Origin of the sequence: Streptomyces sp. NPDC005485 (genome assembly GCF_040606085.1) — a bacterium.
Classification (GTDB): domain Bacteria; phylum Actinomycetota; class Actinomycetes; order Streptomycetales; family Streptomycetaceae; genus Streptomyces.
Window position 1 is genome coordinate 17,082 of the sequence record NZ_JBEXDZ010000111.1, and the last position, 15,421, is coordinate 32,502.

The window sequence follows — 15,421 nt, forward strand, 5'->3', positions numbered from 1 at the left end:
GGGGAGGGGGTCCGATGGCCGATGAAGCCGATTACGGCGAAGCAAGCGATCAGGACCTCCTCGCCCGCCATGTGGAGGGCGACCCGGAGGCGTTCGGTGAGCTTGTGCGGCGACACCGCGACCGGTTGTGGGCGGTGGCCCTGCGGACGCTGGGAGACCGTGAGGAGGCCGCTGACGCCGTTCAGGACGCCCTCGTCTCCGCCTACCGGGCCGCTCACACCTTCCGCGGCCAGTCGGCTGTCACCACCTGGCTGCACCGCATCACCGTGAACGCCTGCCTGGACCGTGCCCGCAAGGCCGCGTCCAGGAAGACGTCCCCCGTCGACGACACCGAACGTCTTGAGCAACTCCTCGAACCGCACGAGTCGGCCTCGGCTCCGGCCGAGCGCAACGACCTGCACCGCGAACTGCTCAAGGCGCTGGGCACTCTCCCGCCCGACCAGCGCGCCGCCCTCGTTCTGGTGGACATGCAGGGGTACCCCGTGGCGGAAGCCGCGCAGCTCCTCGACGTGCCCACCGGCACGGTGAAAAGCCGCTGCGCAAGAGGCAGAGCCAGACTGCTCCCCTTGCTCACCCACCTCCGTACGGACAATGGAAAAGGCGAGAGCAAGAAGTCGGGCGGCGGAAGGAACCGGACGCAGGGGACATCCGTCCCACCGGCAGCGGGACCGCAGGACGGCGGCCCCCACGATGCAGGGCCAAGCGATTCAGCTGCTGTGAAGGGCGGAGGTGGGCGAGCGTGACATCCACGACGGACACGGCCGGGCACCCGGACGTCGCGGAGATCTCCGACCTCACCGAGGGTCTCCTGCCGCCCTCCCGCTCTGCCGACGTACGACAGCATCTCGACGGCTGCGATCTCTGTGCCGACGTGTACGAGTCGCTGGAGGAGATCCGCGGTCTGCTCGGCACGCTGCCGGGCCCGACGCGCATGCCCGACGACGTGGCCGGTCGTATCGATGCCGCCCTGGCCGCGGAAGCGCTGCTGAACGCCACGGTGCCCGCCCACGGATCCGAGGCGAGGGAAGACCGGGCGAGTGTTTCACGTGAAACATCTGCTGACGGGGTCTCGCTCGGCCCGGCAGACCCGGCCTCCTCGTCTTCTCCCGCTTCCTCTTCTTCCACTTCGGCAGAACGGCCTTCGGGACATCCTCGCGGTACCACTGGCCCCGGCCGCCCCCAGCGAGTACGCCGAGGGCGTCGGCGGGTGGCAGTTCTCGGTACGGCGTTCACCGCTGCCGCGCTGGGGCTCGGCGCGCTGCTCCTGCAGACGATGAGCGACGACACTCCGGGCAAACCCTCGAAGACGTCGGCGCAGCAGCCCGGCTCGAAGGTGATGTTCTCCGAGGGGAAGCTGGGGACCCAGGTCGGGGATCTCCTGGCCAAGGGCAAGAACACCCGCTCCGGAACGGCCAAGCCCTGGGGCATCAAGTCCCACGACACCGGAGCCGAGTCCAACGGAGTCGACACTCTGAACACACCTGCTGTGCAGGTCCCCGAATGCGTCCAGCAGGGGATCAACAGCAACGCGGCGGTCCTCGCCGCCGAGAAGGGCACATACAAGGGGACGAGCGCCTATCTCGTGGTGCTGCCGGACGAGTCCGACAACGCCCGGGTCACCGCCTACGTCGTCGACGCCACCTGCACGAAGCAGGCTACGGCCGCCCCCGGCAAGGTTCTGCTGACGCGCTCGTACCCCCGCTCCTGACCACCTCGGCGGCAGAGGGGCTCTGTCCCAGGCGCCGCATGGCGTCTCTGTGCGATGTCACGTCTCCGTGTGCCCGGACACACCGGGAATGCGCGCCCCTTAGGATCCGTTGGGTGGGGTGAGAGTTCTGAGAGAGGCTCCCACCAGAAGTACTCAGCAGTCTCCAGAGACGAGGAATCAACCCGTGAGCGACGTCCGTAACGTGATCATCATCGGCTCCGGGCCCGCCGGCTACACGGCGGCGCTCTACACCGCGCGCGCGTCGCTGAAGCCGCTGGTGTTCGAGGGCGCCGTCACCGCAGGCGGCGCGCTGATGAACACCACCGAGGTGGAGAACTTCCCCGGTTTCCAGGACGGCATCATGGGCCCCGAGCTCATGGACAACATGCGCGCCCAGGCCGAGCGCTTCGGCGCCGAGCTGATTCCGGACGACGTCGTCGCCGTCGACCTGACGGGTGAGATCAAGACCGTCACGGACACCGCGGGCACCGTGCACCGCGCCAAGGCCGTCATCATCACGACGGGCTCGCAGCACCGCAAGCTGGGCCTGCCCAACGAGGACGCTCTCTCCGGGCGAGGCGTCTCGTGGTGTGCCACGTGCGACGGCTTCTTCTTCAAGGACCAGGACATCGCTGTGATCGGCGGTGGCGACACCGCGATGGAGGAGGCGACCTTCCTCTCCCGCTTCGCCAAGTCCGTGACGATCGTCCACCGCCGCGACACCCTCCGCGCGTCCAAGGCGATGCAGGAGCGGGCGTTCGCCGACCCGAAGATCAAGTTCGTCTGGGACAGCGAGGTCGCCGAGATCGAGGGCGACCCGAAGCTCTCCGGTCTGAAGCTGCGCAATCTGAAGACGGGCGAGATCTCCGAGCTGCCGGTGACCGGTCTGTTCATCGCGATCGGCCACGACCCGCGCACCGAGCTCTTCAAGGGCCAGCTCGACCTGGACGACGAGGGCTACCTGAAGGTCCAGGCGCCCTCGACCCGGACGAATCTGACCGGTGTCTTCGGTGCCGGTGACGTCGTCGACCACACATACCGCCAGGCGATCACGGCGGCCGGTACCGGCTGTTCCTCCGCCCTGGACGCCGAGCGCTTCCTCGCCGCTCTCGCGGACGGCGAGGCCGCCGCGGAGCCCGAGAAGACCACTGTCTGACCCCCGACCGCCTCACCGCACCAACCAGTTAAGGAGCCCGCCGTGGCCGGCACCCTGAAGAACGTGACTGACGACTCCTTCGAGCAGGACGTCCTCAAGAGCGACAAGCCCGTCCTGGTGGACTTCTGGGCCGCCTGGTGCGGCCCGTGCCGCCAGATCGCGCCGTCGCTTGAGGCGATCGCCGCCGAGTACGGCGACAAGATCGAGGTCGTCAAGCTGAACATCGACGAGAACCCGGGCATCGCCGCCAAGTACGGCGTCATGTCCATCCCGACCCTGAACGTCTACCAGGGTGGCGAGGTCGCCAAGACCATCGTCGGTGCCAAGCCCAAGGCCGCGCTCGTGCGGGACCTCGAGGACTTCATCGCCGAGTAGTCGGCATCGCCGCCGTACAGGCGGCACCGTTTCACGGACACCGCGATGTTTCACGTGAAACACGAATGGGCCAGCCCGGAAGGGCTGGCCCATTCGCTTGTCCAGGTGCGTTTCCGACAGACGGGCCGACTACAGACTCGCCGACTAGAGCGGCCGCAGAGCAGGCTCCTTCTGTACGGCGCCCAGGAGCCGGTCGAGGGCCATCTCCACGTCTTCCTTCCAGGAAAGCGTCGAGCGGAGCTCCAGGCGCAGCCGTGGGTGCACCGGGTGGGGCCGAACCGTCTTGAAGCCGACCGCCAGCAGATGGTCGGCCGGCAAGAGGCACGCCGCTTCCTTCCACCGGGCGTCACCGAAGGCCTCGATCGCCTTGAAGCCCCTGCGCAGCAGGTCCTTGGCGACCGTCTGAACCATCACCCGGCCAAGCCCCTGACCTTGATAGCCCGGCATGATGAAGGCCGTCATCAGTTGGACCGCGTCAGGCGACACCGGACTCGTGGGGAACGCCGTGGAGCGGGGGACATAAGCGGGGGGTGCGTACAGCACGAACCCCACCGGCACGTCGTCGACGTAGACGACACGTCCACAGGATCCCCAGTCCAGCAGGACGGCGGAGATCCACGCCTCTTTCTCCAGCGTGGACGTGCCTGCTTTTATCGCGGCTTCACCGCTGACTGGGTCCAGTTCCCAAAAGACGCACGAGCGGCAGCGTTTGGGAAGGTCCGGAAGGTTGTCCAGCGTGAGCGGTACGAGCCGACGCCCCATGAAGGCTGTTCCTCGCTTCCTTCGCCCGCCGCGTCGCGGGCGGCTGTCAGAGCGCTCCGCTCCCTGAGCAGGCTGCCGACGAATCCGCCGACCGCCCCCAGCCCCAGGCCTGCGGTCACCAGTCCTGTACGGGTCACGGTTTGCATGGCCCCCGCCTCCCCAATGAAGGTGTCGCCAGGTGGATGCGCCATACCCGACGGCATCGTATCCACGATGCGATTCCATCGATACCGTCAGAAAGCAAAGAGCGGACCGTGTTCCGGTACACACCGGACACGATCCACTCTGATGCTCGGCCAAGCGCCTGGGCGCCCACCGCCTGAGGTCTGATGCCAGAGGCTCAGGCCTCCGACTCCGGCTCCTCGGAGTCGTCGTCGAAGAGACCCTTCTGAAGGACCGGTCCCTCCCCCGGGGCCAGGGAGCCGAGGATCCGCTCCAGGTCCTCCATCGAGGCGAACTCGACGGTGATCTTGCCCTTCTTCTGCCCCAGATCGACCTTCACCCGTGTCTCGAAGCGGTCCGAGAGCCGGGTCGCGAGGTCACTCAGCGCCGGGGAGAGGCGGGTGCCGGCCCGGGGCCCCTTGGAACGCGGAGCGGTCTGCGGTCGCGACCCCATGAGGGTGACGATCTCTTCCACAGCCCGCACCGACAGCCCTTCGGCCACGATGCGGTGAGCCAGCCGGTCCTGCTCCTCCGAGTCGTCGACGGAGAGGAGAGCCCGCGCATGACCGGCGGAGAGGACTCCGGCAGCAACGCGGCGCTGCACAGCAGGCGAGAGCTTCAGCAGCCGCAGGGTGTTGGAGACCTGCGGGCGCGAGCGGCCGATGCGGTCCGCCAGCTGGTCGTGCGTGCAGTTGAAGTCCTTGAGCAACTGGTCGTAGGCGGCGGCCTCCTCCAGCGGGTTCAGCTGAGCGCGGTGCAGGTTCTCCAGCAGAGCGTCCAGGAGGAGCTTCTCGTCGTCCGTGGCCCGCACGATCGCCGGAATGGCATCGAGCCCCGCTTCACGACAGGCCCGGAAGCGCCGCTCGCCCATGATGAGCTCGTAGCGCGAGGGGCCCACCTGGCGGACGACGACGGGCTGGAGAAGCCCGACTTCCTTGATGGACGTGACGAGTTCGGCCAGAGCGTCCTCGTCGAACACCTCTCGGGGCTGCCGCGGGTTCGGCGTGATGAAGTCGAGAGGCAGCTCGGCGAAGTGAGCGCCGACGGGTGTCGCGGGCGCCTCCACGGAACCGAACTGCGACGGCACCTCTGTTTCACGTGAAACAGGCGGCAGGCCGGCCACCTTTGCCGCCGCCACCCCACGCTCCGCGGTGAGGACGGGCACTGCCGTCGGCGAGGTGGAAGCTCCGCCTACCGCCGCAGAAGCCGACTTCTCCGCTGTCGGGGCAGCCGGGATCAGTGCGCCGAGGCCACGGCCCAATCCTCGTCGTCGCTCGCTCACTGGATGCCCTCCACCATGTTCCGGTCGTTCTGTGCGCCCACGTGGGCATGTTGCGCTTCATACGCCACTCCAACTCCGCGGAGGGCGATTTCTCGTGCGGCCTCAAGATAGGAGAGGGCGCCGCTCGACCCCGGGTCGTAGGTCAGCACCGTCTGCCCGTAACTCGGTGCCTCCGAGATACGGACCGAGCGCGGAATGCTGGTCCGGAGCACCTCGTTGCCGAAGTGGCTGCGCACCTCGTCGGCGACCTGGGACGCCAGTCGCGTCCGGCCGTCGTACATGGTGAGCAGGATCGTCGAGACATGCAGGTCGGGGTTGAGATGTCCCCGGACCAGGTCGACGTTGCGCAGGAGCTGGCCCAGACCCTCCAGCGCGTAGTACTCGCACTGGATGGGGATGAGGACCTCTGCACCGGCGACCAGCGCGTTGACCGTCAGGAGGCCGAGCGACGGCGGGCAGTCGATGAGGATGTAGTCGAGCGGCTGCTCGTACGCCTGGATCGCCCGCTCCAGCCGGCTCTCTCGCGCCACCAGCGACACCAGCTCGATCTCCGCACCGGCGAGATCGATGGTGGCTGGGGCGCAGAAGAGACCTTCGACATCCGGGACCGGCTGGACGACTTCGGAAAGCGGCCTGCTGTCGATCAGCACGTCGTAGATGGAAGGGACTTCGGCGTGATGGTCGATCCCCAGCGCGGTGGAAGCGTTGCCCTGAGGGTCGAGGTCGATGACCAGGACACGGCCACCGTGCAGAGCGAGTGAGGCAGCAAGGTTGACCGTGGTCGTGGTCTTACCCACCCCGCCCTTCTGGTTGGCGACCACCATGACGCGGGTCTGCTCGGGCCGTGGCAGGCCCTCACCGGCGCGACCTAGCGCCTCGACCGCCAATTGGGCAGCACGACCGATGGGAGTGTCGTCCATAGGGGGCGGTGTTTCACGTGAAACATCCTCCCCCATCGACTCGGTACGGGGACCGGGGACCGGATCGGTCATCGGTCCCGCGATGTTGGCGTCGGACCGCAAGGATTCACTCTCCTCGACTTCAGGCTCGCAATGAACAGAGCCTCCCATGTCTTCGGGGTCGTGAACCAGCGAGGCCCGTTGTTCTGTGGAGAAATCCACCTCTGTGGACAACTCCGCGCCCTCTCCGAGTGAACCGAGAGGCTTCCGGTCGCGGGGTTCGGCCGCAGCCCGTCCGCGACTGATGATGCCATGCAGCAGTGAGCGACGTTTCACGTGAAACACGATGCATAGCGGCTGGCGCCGTCACCGCGCGACACTCCGAGATGCGTAGGTTTGGCAGCTTGTGTGGAGTACGGCTCGTCGTCAGGACGGATCAGCGGGAGTGACGAAAAACTCCCGGCTCGGTATCACCGAACCGGGAGTCCTCGCCAGAAGTTCGAGCCGGGAGTTCACGCACAAAGTCCACACAGGGGTTCGTGCAGAAAGCTCGCGCCAGGGTTCAAGGTCAGCGACGTCGGCGCGTCCGCCCCGTCCGGGCAGCCTTCGCCCGCTTCGCCGCGAAGCGCACCCCGCCGGGGCTCTCGCCGACCTCGACGCGCACCACCGTGGACAACGGGTCCACCACGCCCTCGCCGACGTGGAGGATGGATGTCCCCACCGCGCCGAGCTTGCTGAGTGCGGTGGCTGCGCTCTTGAGCTCCTCCTCGGCGGTGTCGCCCTTGAGCGCGAGCATCTCCCCGTACGGTCGCAGCAGCGGAATGCCCCAGGTCGCCAGCCTGTCGAGCGGGGCCACCGCCCGGGCCGTCACCACGTGGACCGGCTGCAGCTTGCCCATGACTTCCTCGGCGCGACCGCGGACGACCGTCACATGGTCGAGGCCGAGCAGCTCCACCACCTCGGTCAGGAAGTTGGTCCGTCGCAGCAGCGGCTCCAGCAGTGTGATCTTGATGTCGTCCCTGACGAGGGCCAGCGGGATGCCGGGCAGGCCGGCGCCCGAGCCGACGTCGCACACGGTCACGCCCTCCGGTACCACTTCCGAGAGCACCGCGCAGTTCAACAGGTGCCGCTCCCACAGGCGGGGCACTTCCCGTGGACCGATCAGACCGCGCTGCACGCCCGCCTCGGCGAGCAGCTCCGCGTATCGGACCGCGTCCGCGAAGCGATCGCCGAACACCTCACGCGCCTGCTCGGGCGCAGGGGGGAGCTCCGCTGCCTCCGTCACGGGGACCGTCCTTCCGTACCGCATAAGCGCACTGAGCGCTGATCACCAGGACTATCAGGTACTAGGTACTACCAGGCTGACAAAGTTCGGCCCCGTCTGCGCAACAGACGGGGCCGGTGGGACGTACGTACCGATCAGGCGGGAAGCACGACGACGAAGCGCTGCGGCTCCTCGCCCTCGGACTCGCTGCGCAGACCGGCGGCCTTGACCGCGTCGTGCACGACCTTGCGCTCGAAGGGCGTCATCGGGTTCATCTTCACCGGCTCACCGGTGCTCTTGACCTCGGCCGCGGCCTTGGCACCCAGCTCGGAGAGTTCCTCACGCTTCTTGGCGCGGTACCCGGCGATGTCCAGCATGAGCCGGCTGCGGTCTCCGGTCTCCCGGTGCACGGCAAGACGCGTGAGCTCCTGGAGGGCCTCCAGCACCTCGCCGTCACGGCCGACCAGCTTCTGCAGATCGCGTCCGCCGGCGTCGCTGATGATCGAGACGGCTGCGCGATCGGCCTCGACGTCCATGTCGATGTCGCCGTCGAGATCGGCGATGTCCAGCAGACCCTCGAGGTAGTCCGCCGCGATCTCGCCTTCCTGCTCCAGGCGGGACAGGGTGTCGCCCTCGGTGGCGGCGGAGGTGGTGCCTTCCGTCACGGGATGGACTCCTTCTTACTTCTTGGACGGGGACTTGGGCCGCTGCGGACCCTTGCGCTGTCCGGACTGGGCCTTGCTGCGGGTACCTGTGCCGGGCTTGCCGCCGCCCGCCGGCTTGGCGGCGGAGGGCTTGGCGTCCTCGGGCTCGTCGGACTTGGTCAGCGACGTCTTGGGCTCGGACTCACCCGCGGCCTTGGCCGTGGCGGACTGTCGCTGGGACTTCGTCTGCCGCTTGGGCTGCTGGCGCTTGGCAGCGCCGGGAGTCGCCGGAGTGCCGTCCTCCGTCTCCACGAGAGTCGCCGCCTCGCCCTTCACCACCGTGCCGTCGGCCTGAGCCACCAGGCCCGCCTTGGTCAGTGCGTTGATGAACTTGCGCTCGAACTCGTTGCGGTCACGGCCCTTGGCGACGATCGCCTTGACGATGGCCTTCTCACCTCGGCTGCGGGACTTGCCGTGGTGGGTGACGTGCTTCGTCAGGCGCTCCAGGTATGCGGCCTGCGCCTTGCTGCCCGGAGTCGGGTTGTTGCGGATGACGTACATCTGCTGACCCATGGTCCACACGTTGGTGGTCAGCCAGTAGACGAGGACACCGACCGGGAAGTTGATGCCGAAGACGGCGAACATGACCGGGAAGACGTACATCAGCATCTTCTGCTGCTGCATGAAGGGCGTCTTCACCGTGGTGTCGACGTTCTTCGTCATCAGCTGACGCTGGGTGTAGAACTGCGAACCCGACATCATCACGATCATGATCGCGGTGACGACCCGGACATCGGTGACCGTTGCGCCCAGTGCCTGGACGGTGGCGGAGCCGTCCTTGAACTTGGCGGCGAGCGGGGCACCGAAGATGTGCGCCTTACGGGCGCTGGCCAGGAGGGAGTCGTTGATGACCCCGATGGTCTTGCCCGTCGCGATGCCGTTGAGCACGTGGTACAGGGCGAAGAAGAACGGGGACTGCGCCAGGATGGGAAGGCACGAGGAGAGCGGGTTGGTACCCGTCTCCTTGTACAGCTTCATCATCTCTTCGGACTGGCGCTGCTTGTCGTTCTTGTAGCGCTCCTGGATCTTCTTCATCTCGGGCTGCAGGGTCTGCATCGCCCGGGTCGACTTGATCTGCTTCACGAAGAGCGGGATGAGGCAGATACGGATCAGGATCACCAGGGACACGATGGACAAGCCCCAGGCCCAGCCCGTGTCGGGACCGAAAATCTTCCCGTACACGGCGTGGAACTGGACGATGACCCAGGAAACGGGTGTCGTGATGAAGCTGAAGAGACTGGCAATCGTGTCCACTAATCAGGCTCCTTGAGCATGGGACGGAGTCTCGGCGGCCGGGCTCGAGGGTGTGGTGGCCTCGATGGCCGGTTCGGCGGCGGAGGGCCCGCCCTTGCGTGCGCGCCACGCGCCCCGCAGCATCTCGTGCCAACGCGGACGCTTGCGCGGCGGGACATGGTCCACGCCACCCAGCGACCACGGATTGCACCGAAGGATGCGCCAGGCGGTGAGTGCCGTTCCCTTGATGGCACCGTGCCGGTCGATGGCCTGGTAGCCGTAGTGAGAACACGACGGGTAGTACTTGCACACCGGCCCGAGCAGCGGGCTGATGGTCCACTGGTACAGCTTGATGAGAGCCAGCAGTGGGTACTTCATCGCGCGCCCCCTCCCAGCAGCCGCTGTAGGGCGGCATCCAGGTCTTGGGCCAGCTGTGCATGGTCGGCGTCGCCCGCACCGGGCAGCGCTCGTACGACTACCAGGCTACCGGGGGGCAACAGGGGCACTCGGTCACGCATCAAATGGCGAAGCTGACGCTTCACCCTGGTGCGTACGACCGCCCCACCTACTGCCTTGCTCACGACGAAACCCGCACGCGTCGGGGGAGCGCTCTCCCCAGGCGCGTGCGGGTCCGTTGCACCGCTACGTAGATGGACGACAAGAAGCGGGCGTCCGGCCCGGCGTCCTCGGCGTACCGCGGTCGCGAAGTCCTCGCGCCGCCTCAGCCGATGCTCGGTAGGCAGCACGTCATGACCTGTTTGGAAATCAGGCGGACAGGCTGGCGCGACCCTTGCCACGACGGTTCGCGAGAATCGCGCGACCGGCACGGGTACGCATCCGCAGGCGGAAGCCGTGGGTCTTGGCGCGACGACGGTTGTTCGGCTGGAAGGTGCGCTTGCTCACTCGGGGGCTCCAGAAAGAATCGGTAGTGCGCGGGGTGTCGACCTGGCTGTCACCGTGCGCCCACGAGTAGCTCGTATTACGCCCGAGTGCACCGCTCCCGATCACTCACGCGATCTATGCCCATCGGAGGCAGGCGGCAGCAGCCATCGACAACTCGACCTGGTTACGGTACGCGCGGCTACGCCATCCGGTCAAACCAGCGCCCTCCGAGAGACACTATCCACAGGCTGGGGACAACAACTTGAACCGCACGGGTCGCCCTGACTACCGTGGCTGAACTCCGGTTCGTTCCCTTCTCCCTGCCCCGCCCGGTTTACATCCTGACCTTTTCCCAGAACCACACGTTCGTGGGACCCATGAGAGAGCGTGCCCTGTGGCTGACGTACCTGCCGATCTTGCCGCAGTGTGGCCACGAGTACTGGAGCAACTTCTCGGAGAGGGCCGCGGGCAGGGCGTCGAGGCGAAGGACGAGCACTGGATCAAGCGCTGCCAGCCGCTGGCCCTGGTGGCGGACACCGCGCTCCTCGCAGTTCCGAACGAGTTTGCGAAGGGCGTGCTCGAAGGGCGCCTCGCGCCGATCGTCAGTGACGTGCTGAGCCGCGAGTGCGGCCGCCCGATCCGTATCGCGATCACCGTCGACGACTCCGTCGGCGAGCCCCCCGTCCCCTCGCCGCCCTCCCAGCCCCGCTACGAGGAGCAGGAGCGCCCGTCCCCCCAGGGCCGGGACCCGTACGACACCCAGCGCCACGACGGACGCGACGGACGCGACATCCACGACGGTCGTGACGCACGGGACGGGTACGAGGGCTACGGCCGCCACCGCGCCGACGACCACCGGTCCGGCCGCGCCGACCAGCACCAGGGCTCGCCCGGCGACCAGCTGCCGCCCGGCCGCCCGGACCAGCTCCCGACCGCCCGTCCCGCGTACCCGGACTACCAGCGCTCCGAGCCCGGCGGCTGGCCCCGGCCGTCCCAGGACGACTACGGCTGGCAGCAGCAGCGCCTCGGCTTCCCGGACCGCGATCCCTACGCGTCGCCCTCACAGGACTACCGGCCGCAGTCGATGGACCGGCCCCCCTACGACCAGCAGCGCCCGGACTACGACCAGCCGCGCTCCGACTACGACCAGCACGGCGACCGACGAGGCCGGCGCGAGCGTCCCGAACCGCCCGCGGGCAACGGACACGTCCACCGCGGCGGGCCGGTCGGTTCCTCGAACTCCAGCGGCGCTCCGGGCCCACTGGCCGCGCAGCCCGCGCCGGCGGCCGGCCCCGGCGAGCCCACCGCACGCCTGAACCCGAAGTACCTCTTCGACACGTTCGTCATCGGTGCCTCGAACCGCTTCGCGCACGCCGCCGCGGTCGCCGTCGCCGAGGCGCCTGCAAAGGCGTACAACCCCCTCTTCATCTACGGGGAGTCGGGTCTCGGCAAGACGCACCTGCTGCACGCGATCGGGCACTACGCGCGCAGCCTCTATCCGGGCACGCGCGTGCGGTACGTGAGCTCCGAGGAGTTCACCAACGAGTTCATCAACTCCATCCGCGACGGCAAGGGCGACAGCTTCCGCAAGCGCTACCGCGAGATGGACATCCTGCTCGTCGACGACATCCAGTTCCTCGCGGACAAGGAGTCGACGCAGGAGGAGTTCTTCCACACCTTCAACACGCTCCACAACGCGAACAAGCAGATCGTGCTCTCCAGCGACCGGCCGCCGAAGCAGCTGGTCACGCTGGAGGACCGGCTGCGGAACCGTTTCGAGTGGGGTCTGATCACCGACGTCCAGCCGCCCGAGCTGGAGACGCGTATCGCCATCCTTCGCAAGAAGGCGGTGCAGGAGCAGCTCAACGCCCCGCCGGAGGTGCTGGAGTTCATCGCGTCCCGTATCTCGCGCAACATCCGCGAGCTGGAGGGCGCGCTGATCCGGGTGACTGCGTTCGCGTCGCTCAACCGGCAGCCGGTGGACCTGGGCCTGACGGAGATCGTCCTCAAGGACCTGATCCCCGGCGGCGAGGACTCGGCCCCCGAGATCACGGCGACGGCCATCATGGCGGCCACCGCGGACTACTTCGGGCTGACGGTGGACGACCTGTGCGGCTCCTCGCGCAGCCGCGTCCTGGTCACGGCACGCCAGATCGCCATGTATCTGTGCCGTGAGCTCACCGATCTGTCGCTGCCGAAGATCGGCGCGCAGTTCGGCGGCCGCGACCACACGACCGTCATGCACGCCGACCGCAAGATCCGCGCGCTGATGGCCGAGCGCCGCTCGATCTACAACCAGGTCACCGAGCTCACGAACCGCATCAAGAACGGCTGACAGGCACCGCCGTACGCCGCCGAGGGCGCCCCGGGACACGCTCCCGAGGGCGCCCTTCGCGTTCCCCGGAGCTTCCTCAGGGCGTTTCAGGGCGTTTCAGGGCGCTCCCGAAGCAGCGCCAGGGCTGTCCCGGACGACCCCAGGACAGCGCCAAGGGAGTCCCTGAGGCCCTTCACGCGCCGATCCGAACCGTCTCGGGCCCCGGCCCGGGTCGCACGCGAGTCTCCCCCCGAGTCACCTGCTGTTCGAATACGAGCCCGGTTACGGCCACTCTCCACAGATTCGGCGACTTTCTTGCGTCCACACCCTGGGGACCGCGAAGTTATACAGATCGTGTCCACAGGAGCCACAGTCGAAAAATCATCAGGCCAGCTCAGCGGGTTGTGGATCGGTGGACAAAAGATCTCCACAGGCTGTGGACGAAGAAAAGATCCACAGGCTGTGCAGGAAGTTGTCCACCGGCGGCCCACAGGCAGGAGTCGGTTGTCCCCAGCGATCGGCAGCTTCTCCACACCTCTGTCCACTGTTCGGCAACGCGACGCGCCATCTCACCGTGTCGAGTGAAAGGCGTCACACCAAGGTGTCCGACCGGCCTGTGGGGAACAGGCCCAAACCTGGGGACGGCGCTGGGGAGAAGTCGGGCCAGCCTGTGCATCGAGTGTGCAGAACTTTTCGCTGTCCACAGAAGAGCCGGGTTTTCCACTGCCCCCGCCCACAGGGTCGGTGGACAAAAAATCGCTGCTGAGCTGCGAAAACACGGTTATCCACGGTTTCCACAGCCCCTACTACTACTGACAACTAGAGAGAGCTTGGAATCCGTTTCGAAGACGGGGCTGTGCACAACTCGTCCTCGGAGGCTCGGGTGCCGCTCGGAGCGACTTGACCCAGGGAGGCACCGACTGTCAGTGCGGTGCGTCAGACTGGTCCCCGGTGTCCTCCCCCTCACAGGGTTCGACGACACCTCGACAGACGACGAAGGCCAGCAGGGCGACAGCGCCGGCAACAGACGGAGGCGGCAACGGTGAAGATCCGGGTGGAACGCGACGTACTCGCGGAGGCAGTGGCCTGGGCGGCACGCAGCCTCCCGGCCCGTCCGCCGGCGCCTGTGCTCGCCGGCCTCCTTCTGAAGGCCGAGGAGGGCGCCCTGAGCCTCTCCAGCTTCGACTACGAGGTCTCGGCCCGCGTCTCCGTGGACGCCGAGATCGACGAGGAGGGCACGGTCCTCGTGTCCGGCCGTCTCCTCGCCGACATCTGCCGCGCCCTGCCCAACCGCCCGGTGGAGATTTCCACAGACGGTGTACGGGCGACCGTGGTCTGCGGCTCCTCGCGATTCACACTCCACACCCTGCCTGTGGAGGAGTACCCGGCGCTGCCGCAGATGCCGACGGCCACGGGCACCGTCCCCGGTGAGGTCTTCGCCTCGGCGGCCGCCCAGGTCGCCATCGCGGCAGGGCGGGACGACACCCTCCCCGTCCTCACCGGTGTGCGCATCGAGATCGAGGGCGACACCGTCACCCTCGCCTCCACCGACCGCTACCGCTTCGCGGTCCGCGAGTTCCTGTGGAAGCCGGAGAACCCCGAGGCGTCCGCGGTCGCCCTGGTGCCCGCCAAGACGCTCCTGGACACCGCCAAGGCCCTCACGAGCGGCGACAGCGTGATCCTGGCGCTGTCCGGCTCCGGCGCGGGCGAGGGCCTCATCGGCTTCGAGGGCGCCGGCCGTCGTACGACCACGCGCCTCCTTGAGGGCGACCTCCCGAAGTACCGCTCGCTGTTCCCGACCGAGTTCAACTCGATCGCGGTCATCGAGACCGCCCCCTTCGTGGAGGCCGTCAAGCGTGTGGCCCTGGTGGCCGAGCGGAACACCCCGGTGCGCCTCAGCTTCGAGCAGGGCGTGCTGATCCTGGAGGCCGGTTCCAGCGACGACGCACAGGCTGTGGAGAGGGTCGACGCCCAGCTGGAGGGCGACGACGTCTCGATCGCCTTCAACCCGACGTTCCTGCTCGACGGCCTGAGCGCCATCGACTCGCCGGTGGCCCAGCTCTCCTTCACGACGTCCACGAAGCCCGCGCTGCTGAGCGGCAAGCCGGCTCTGGACGCCGAGGCGGACGAGGCCTACAAGTACCTGATCATGCCGGTGCGCCTGAGCGGCTGACGGCCGGTGCTCGTCGGCCGGGCCCGCCCCGGCCGACGACGAAGCCGCAGGTGGGTGTGTACGTCTGAGCGCGTATGCCCACAGGTGTGCGTGAGCGTCCGGGTTTAGGCTCAGACACAGGTACGAAAGTGCCCTCACGCCACGTCGCAAACCAAAGGAACAACTGATGGAGCTCGGTCTCGTCGGCCTCGGCAAGATGGGCGGCAACATGCGCGAGCGGATTCGCCGCGCAGGCCACACCGTCCTCGGATACGACCGCAACCCGGACCTCGCCGATGTCCACAGCCTCGAAGAACTTGTGGGCAAGCTCAAGGGCCCGCGCGTGGTGTGGGTGATGGTCCCGGCCGGTGCCGCGACCCAGTCCACCGTCGACGAACTCGGCGATCTGCTGGAGCCCGGCGACGTCGTGGTCGACGGCGGGAACTCGCGCTGGACGGATGACGAGAAGCACGCCGAGGAGCTGGCGGCCAAGGGCATCGGCTTCGTGGACGCGGGTGTCTCGGGCGG

At 67.7% G+C, this 15,421-nt stretch carries 16 protein-coding genes; 7 read left to right on the forward strand and 9 right to left on the reverse strand.

Annotation, left to right across the window (positions count from 1 at the left end):
- Positions 1-14 precede the first annotated feature (14 nt).
- The 4 genes from sigM (at position 15) to trxA (ending at position 3,239) form a co-directional block, all read left to right on the forward strand.
- Positions 15-743: an RNA polymerase sigma factor SigM gene (sigM, locus tag ABZS97_RS30395; RefSeq protein ID WP_356142756.1), complete on the forward strand. Its 729-nt coding sequence runs from the start codon at positions 15-17 to the stop codon at positions 741-743.
- The gene (locus ABZS97_RS30400; RefSeq protein ID WP_356142758.1) at positions 740-1,708 is read left to right on the forward strand and encodes a hypothetical protein; all 969 of its coding nucleotides are present in this window, start codon (positions 740-742) and stop codon (positions 1,706-1,708) included. The genes sigM and ABZS97_RS30400 overlap by 4 nt, the downstream gene beginning before the upstream one ends.
- A 184-nt stretch (positions 1,709-1,892) precedes the next feature.
- Complete coding sequence (trxB, locus tag ABZS97_RS30405; protein WP_356142760.1) at positions 1,893-2,864, forward strand: thioredoxin-disulfide reductase; 972 nt, start codon at positions 1,893-1,895, stop codon at positions 2,862-2,864.
- 42 nt (positions 2,865-2,906) lie between these two features.
- The gene (trxA, locus tag ABZS97_RS30410; protein WP_356142762.1) at positions 2,907-3,239 is read left to right on the forward strand and encodes a thioredoxin; all 333 of its coding nucleotides are present in this window, start codon (positions 2,907-2,909) and stop codon (positions 3,237-3,239) included.
- Positions 3,240-3,383: 144 nt separating this feature from the next.
- Here trxA and ABZS97_RS30415 read toward each other — a convergent pair whose 3' ends face one another.
- The 9 genes from ABZS97_RS30415 to rpmH all read right to left on the reverse strand — a co-directional run bounded on the left by ABZS97_RS30415 (position 3,384) and on the right by rpmH (position 10,448).
- Complete coding sequence (locus ABZS97_RS30415; RefSeq protein WP_356142764.1) at positions 3,384-4,001, reverse strand: GNAT family N-acetyltransferase; 618 nt, start codon at positions 3,999-4,001, stop codon at positions 3,384-3,386.
- 340 nt (positions 4,002-4,341) lie between these two features.
- On the reverse strand, positions 4,342-5,445 hold the full coding sequence (locus ABZS97_RS30420; protein WP_356142766.1) for a ParB/RepB/Spo0J family partition protein: 1,104 nt from the start codon (positions 5,443-5,445) through the stop codon (positions 4,342-4,344).
- Positions 5,442-6,515 (reverse strand): ParA family protein, encoded by a 1,074-nt coding sequence (locus tag ABZS97_RS30425; RefSeq protein WP_356142784.1) that lies wholly within the window; start codon positions 6,513-6,515, stop codon positions 5,442-5,444. The genes ABZS97_RS30420 and ABZS97_RS30425 overlap by 4 nt, the downstream gene beginning before the upstream one ends.
- A gap of 397 nt (positions 6,516-6,912) precedes the next feature.
- Positions 6,913-7,629: a 16S rRNA (guanine(527)-N(7))-methyltransferase RsmG gene (gene rsmG / locus ABZS97_RS30430; protein ID WP_356142768.1), complete on the reverse strand. Its 717-nt coding sequence runs from the start codon at positions 7,627-7,629 to the stop codon at positions 6,913-6,915.
- A 134-nt stretch (positions 7,630-7,763) separates the two neighbouring features.
- Positions 7,764-8,273, reverse strand: a complete 510-nt coding sequence (locus tag ABZS97_RS30435; RefSeq protein ID WP_356142770.1) for a R3H domain-containing nucleic acid-binding protein — start codon at positions 8,271-8,273, stop codon at positions 7,764-7,766.
- A gap of 15 nt (positions 8,274-8,288) precedes the next feature.
- The gene (yidC, locus tag ABZS97_RS30440) at positions 8,289-9,566 is read right to left on the reverse strand and encodes a membrane protein insertase YidC (protein WP_356142772.1); all 1,278 of its coding nucleotides are present in this window, start codon (positions 9,564-9,566) and stop codon (positions 8,289-8,291) included.
- Positions 9,567-9,569: 3 nt separating this feature from the next.
- On the reverse strand, positions 9,570-9,923 hold the full coding sequence (yidD, locus tag ABZS97_RS30445; RefSeq protein ID WP_356142774.1) for a membrane protein insertion efficiency factor YidD: 354 nt from the start codon (positions 9,921-9,923) through the stop codon (positions 9,570-9,572).
- Entirely contained in the window at positions 9,920-10,291 is a 372-nt protein-coding gene (gene rnpA / locus ABZS97_RS30450) for a ribonuclease P protein component (RefSeq protein WP_356142776.1), read from the reverse strand. The genes yidD and rnpA overlap by 4 nt, the downstream gene beginning before the upstream one ends.
- A 19-nt stretch (positions 10,292-10,310) precedes the next feature.
- Positions 10,311-10,448, reverse strand: a complete 138-nt coding sequence (gene rpmH / locus ABZS97_RS30455; RefSeq protein WP_006381191.1) for a 50S ribosomal protein L34 — start codon at positions 10,446-10,448, stop codon at positions 10,311-10,313.
- 373 nt (positions 10,449-10,821) lie between these two features.
- Here rpmH and dnaA point away from each other — a divergent pair, with 373 nt between their 5' ends.
- The 3 genes from dnaA to ABZS97_RS30470 form a co-directional block, all read left to right on the forward strand.
- Positions 10,822-12,762 (forward strand): chromosomal replication initiator protein DnaA, encoded by a 1,941-nt coding sequence (gene dnaA / locus ABZS97_RS30460; protein ID WP_356142778.1) that lies wholly within the window; start codon positions 10,822-10,824, stop codon positions 12,760-12,762.
- 1,021 nt (positions 12,763-13,783) lie between these two features.
- A complete protein-coding gene (gene dnaN, locus ABZS97_RS30465; protein ID WP_356142780.1) occupies positions 13,784-14,914 on the forward strand; it encodes a DNA polymerase III subunit beta in 1,131 nt (376 codons plus the stop codon).
- Between the two features lie 166 nt (positions 14,915-15,080).
- Positions 15,081-15,421, forward strand: a 341-nt coding sequence (locus ABZS97_RS30470) for an NAD(P)-binding domain-containing protein (protein ID WP_356142782.1), incomplete at its 3' end; no start/stop codon positions are given.

Excerpts from the sequence above, each read along its gene's own strand:
- sigM (WP_356142756.1), top strand. The coding sequence starts at position 15 with ATGGCCGATGAAGCCGATTACGGCGAAGCAAGCGATCAGGACCTCCTC.
- ABZS97_RS30415 (WP_356142764.1), bottom strand. The coding sequence starts at position 4,001 with ATGGGGCGTCGGCTCGTACCGCTCACGCTGGACAACCTTCCGGACCTT.
- ABZS97_RS30425 (WP_356142784.1), bottom strand. The coding sequence starts at position 6,515 with ATGGGAGGCTCTGTTCATTGCGAGCCTGAAGTCGAGGAGAGTGAATCC.
- yidD (WP_356142774.1), bottom strand. The coding sequence starts at position 9,923 with ATGAAGTACCCACTGCTGGCTCTCATCAAGCTGTACCAGTGGACCATC.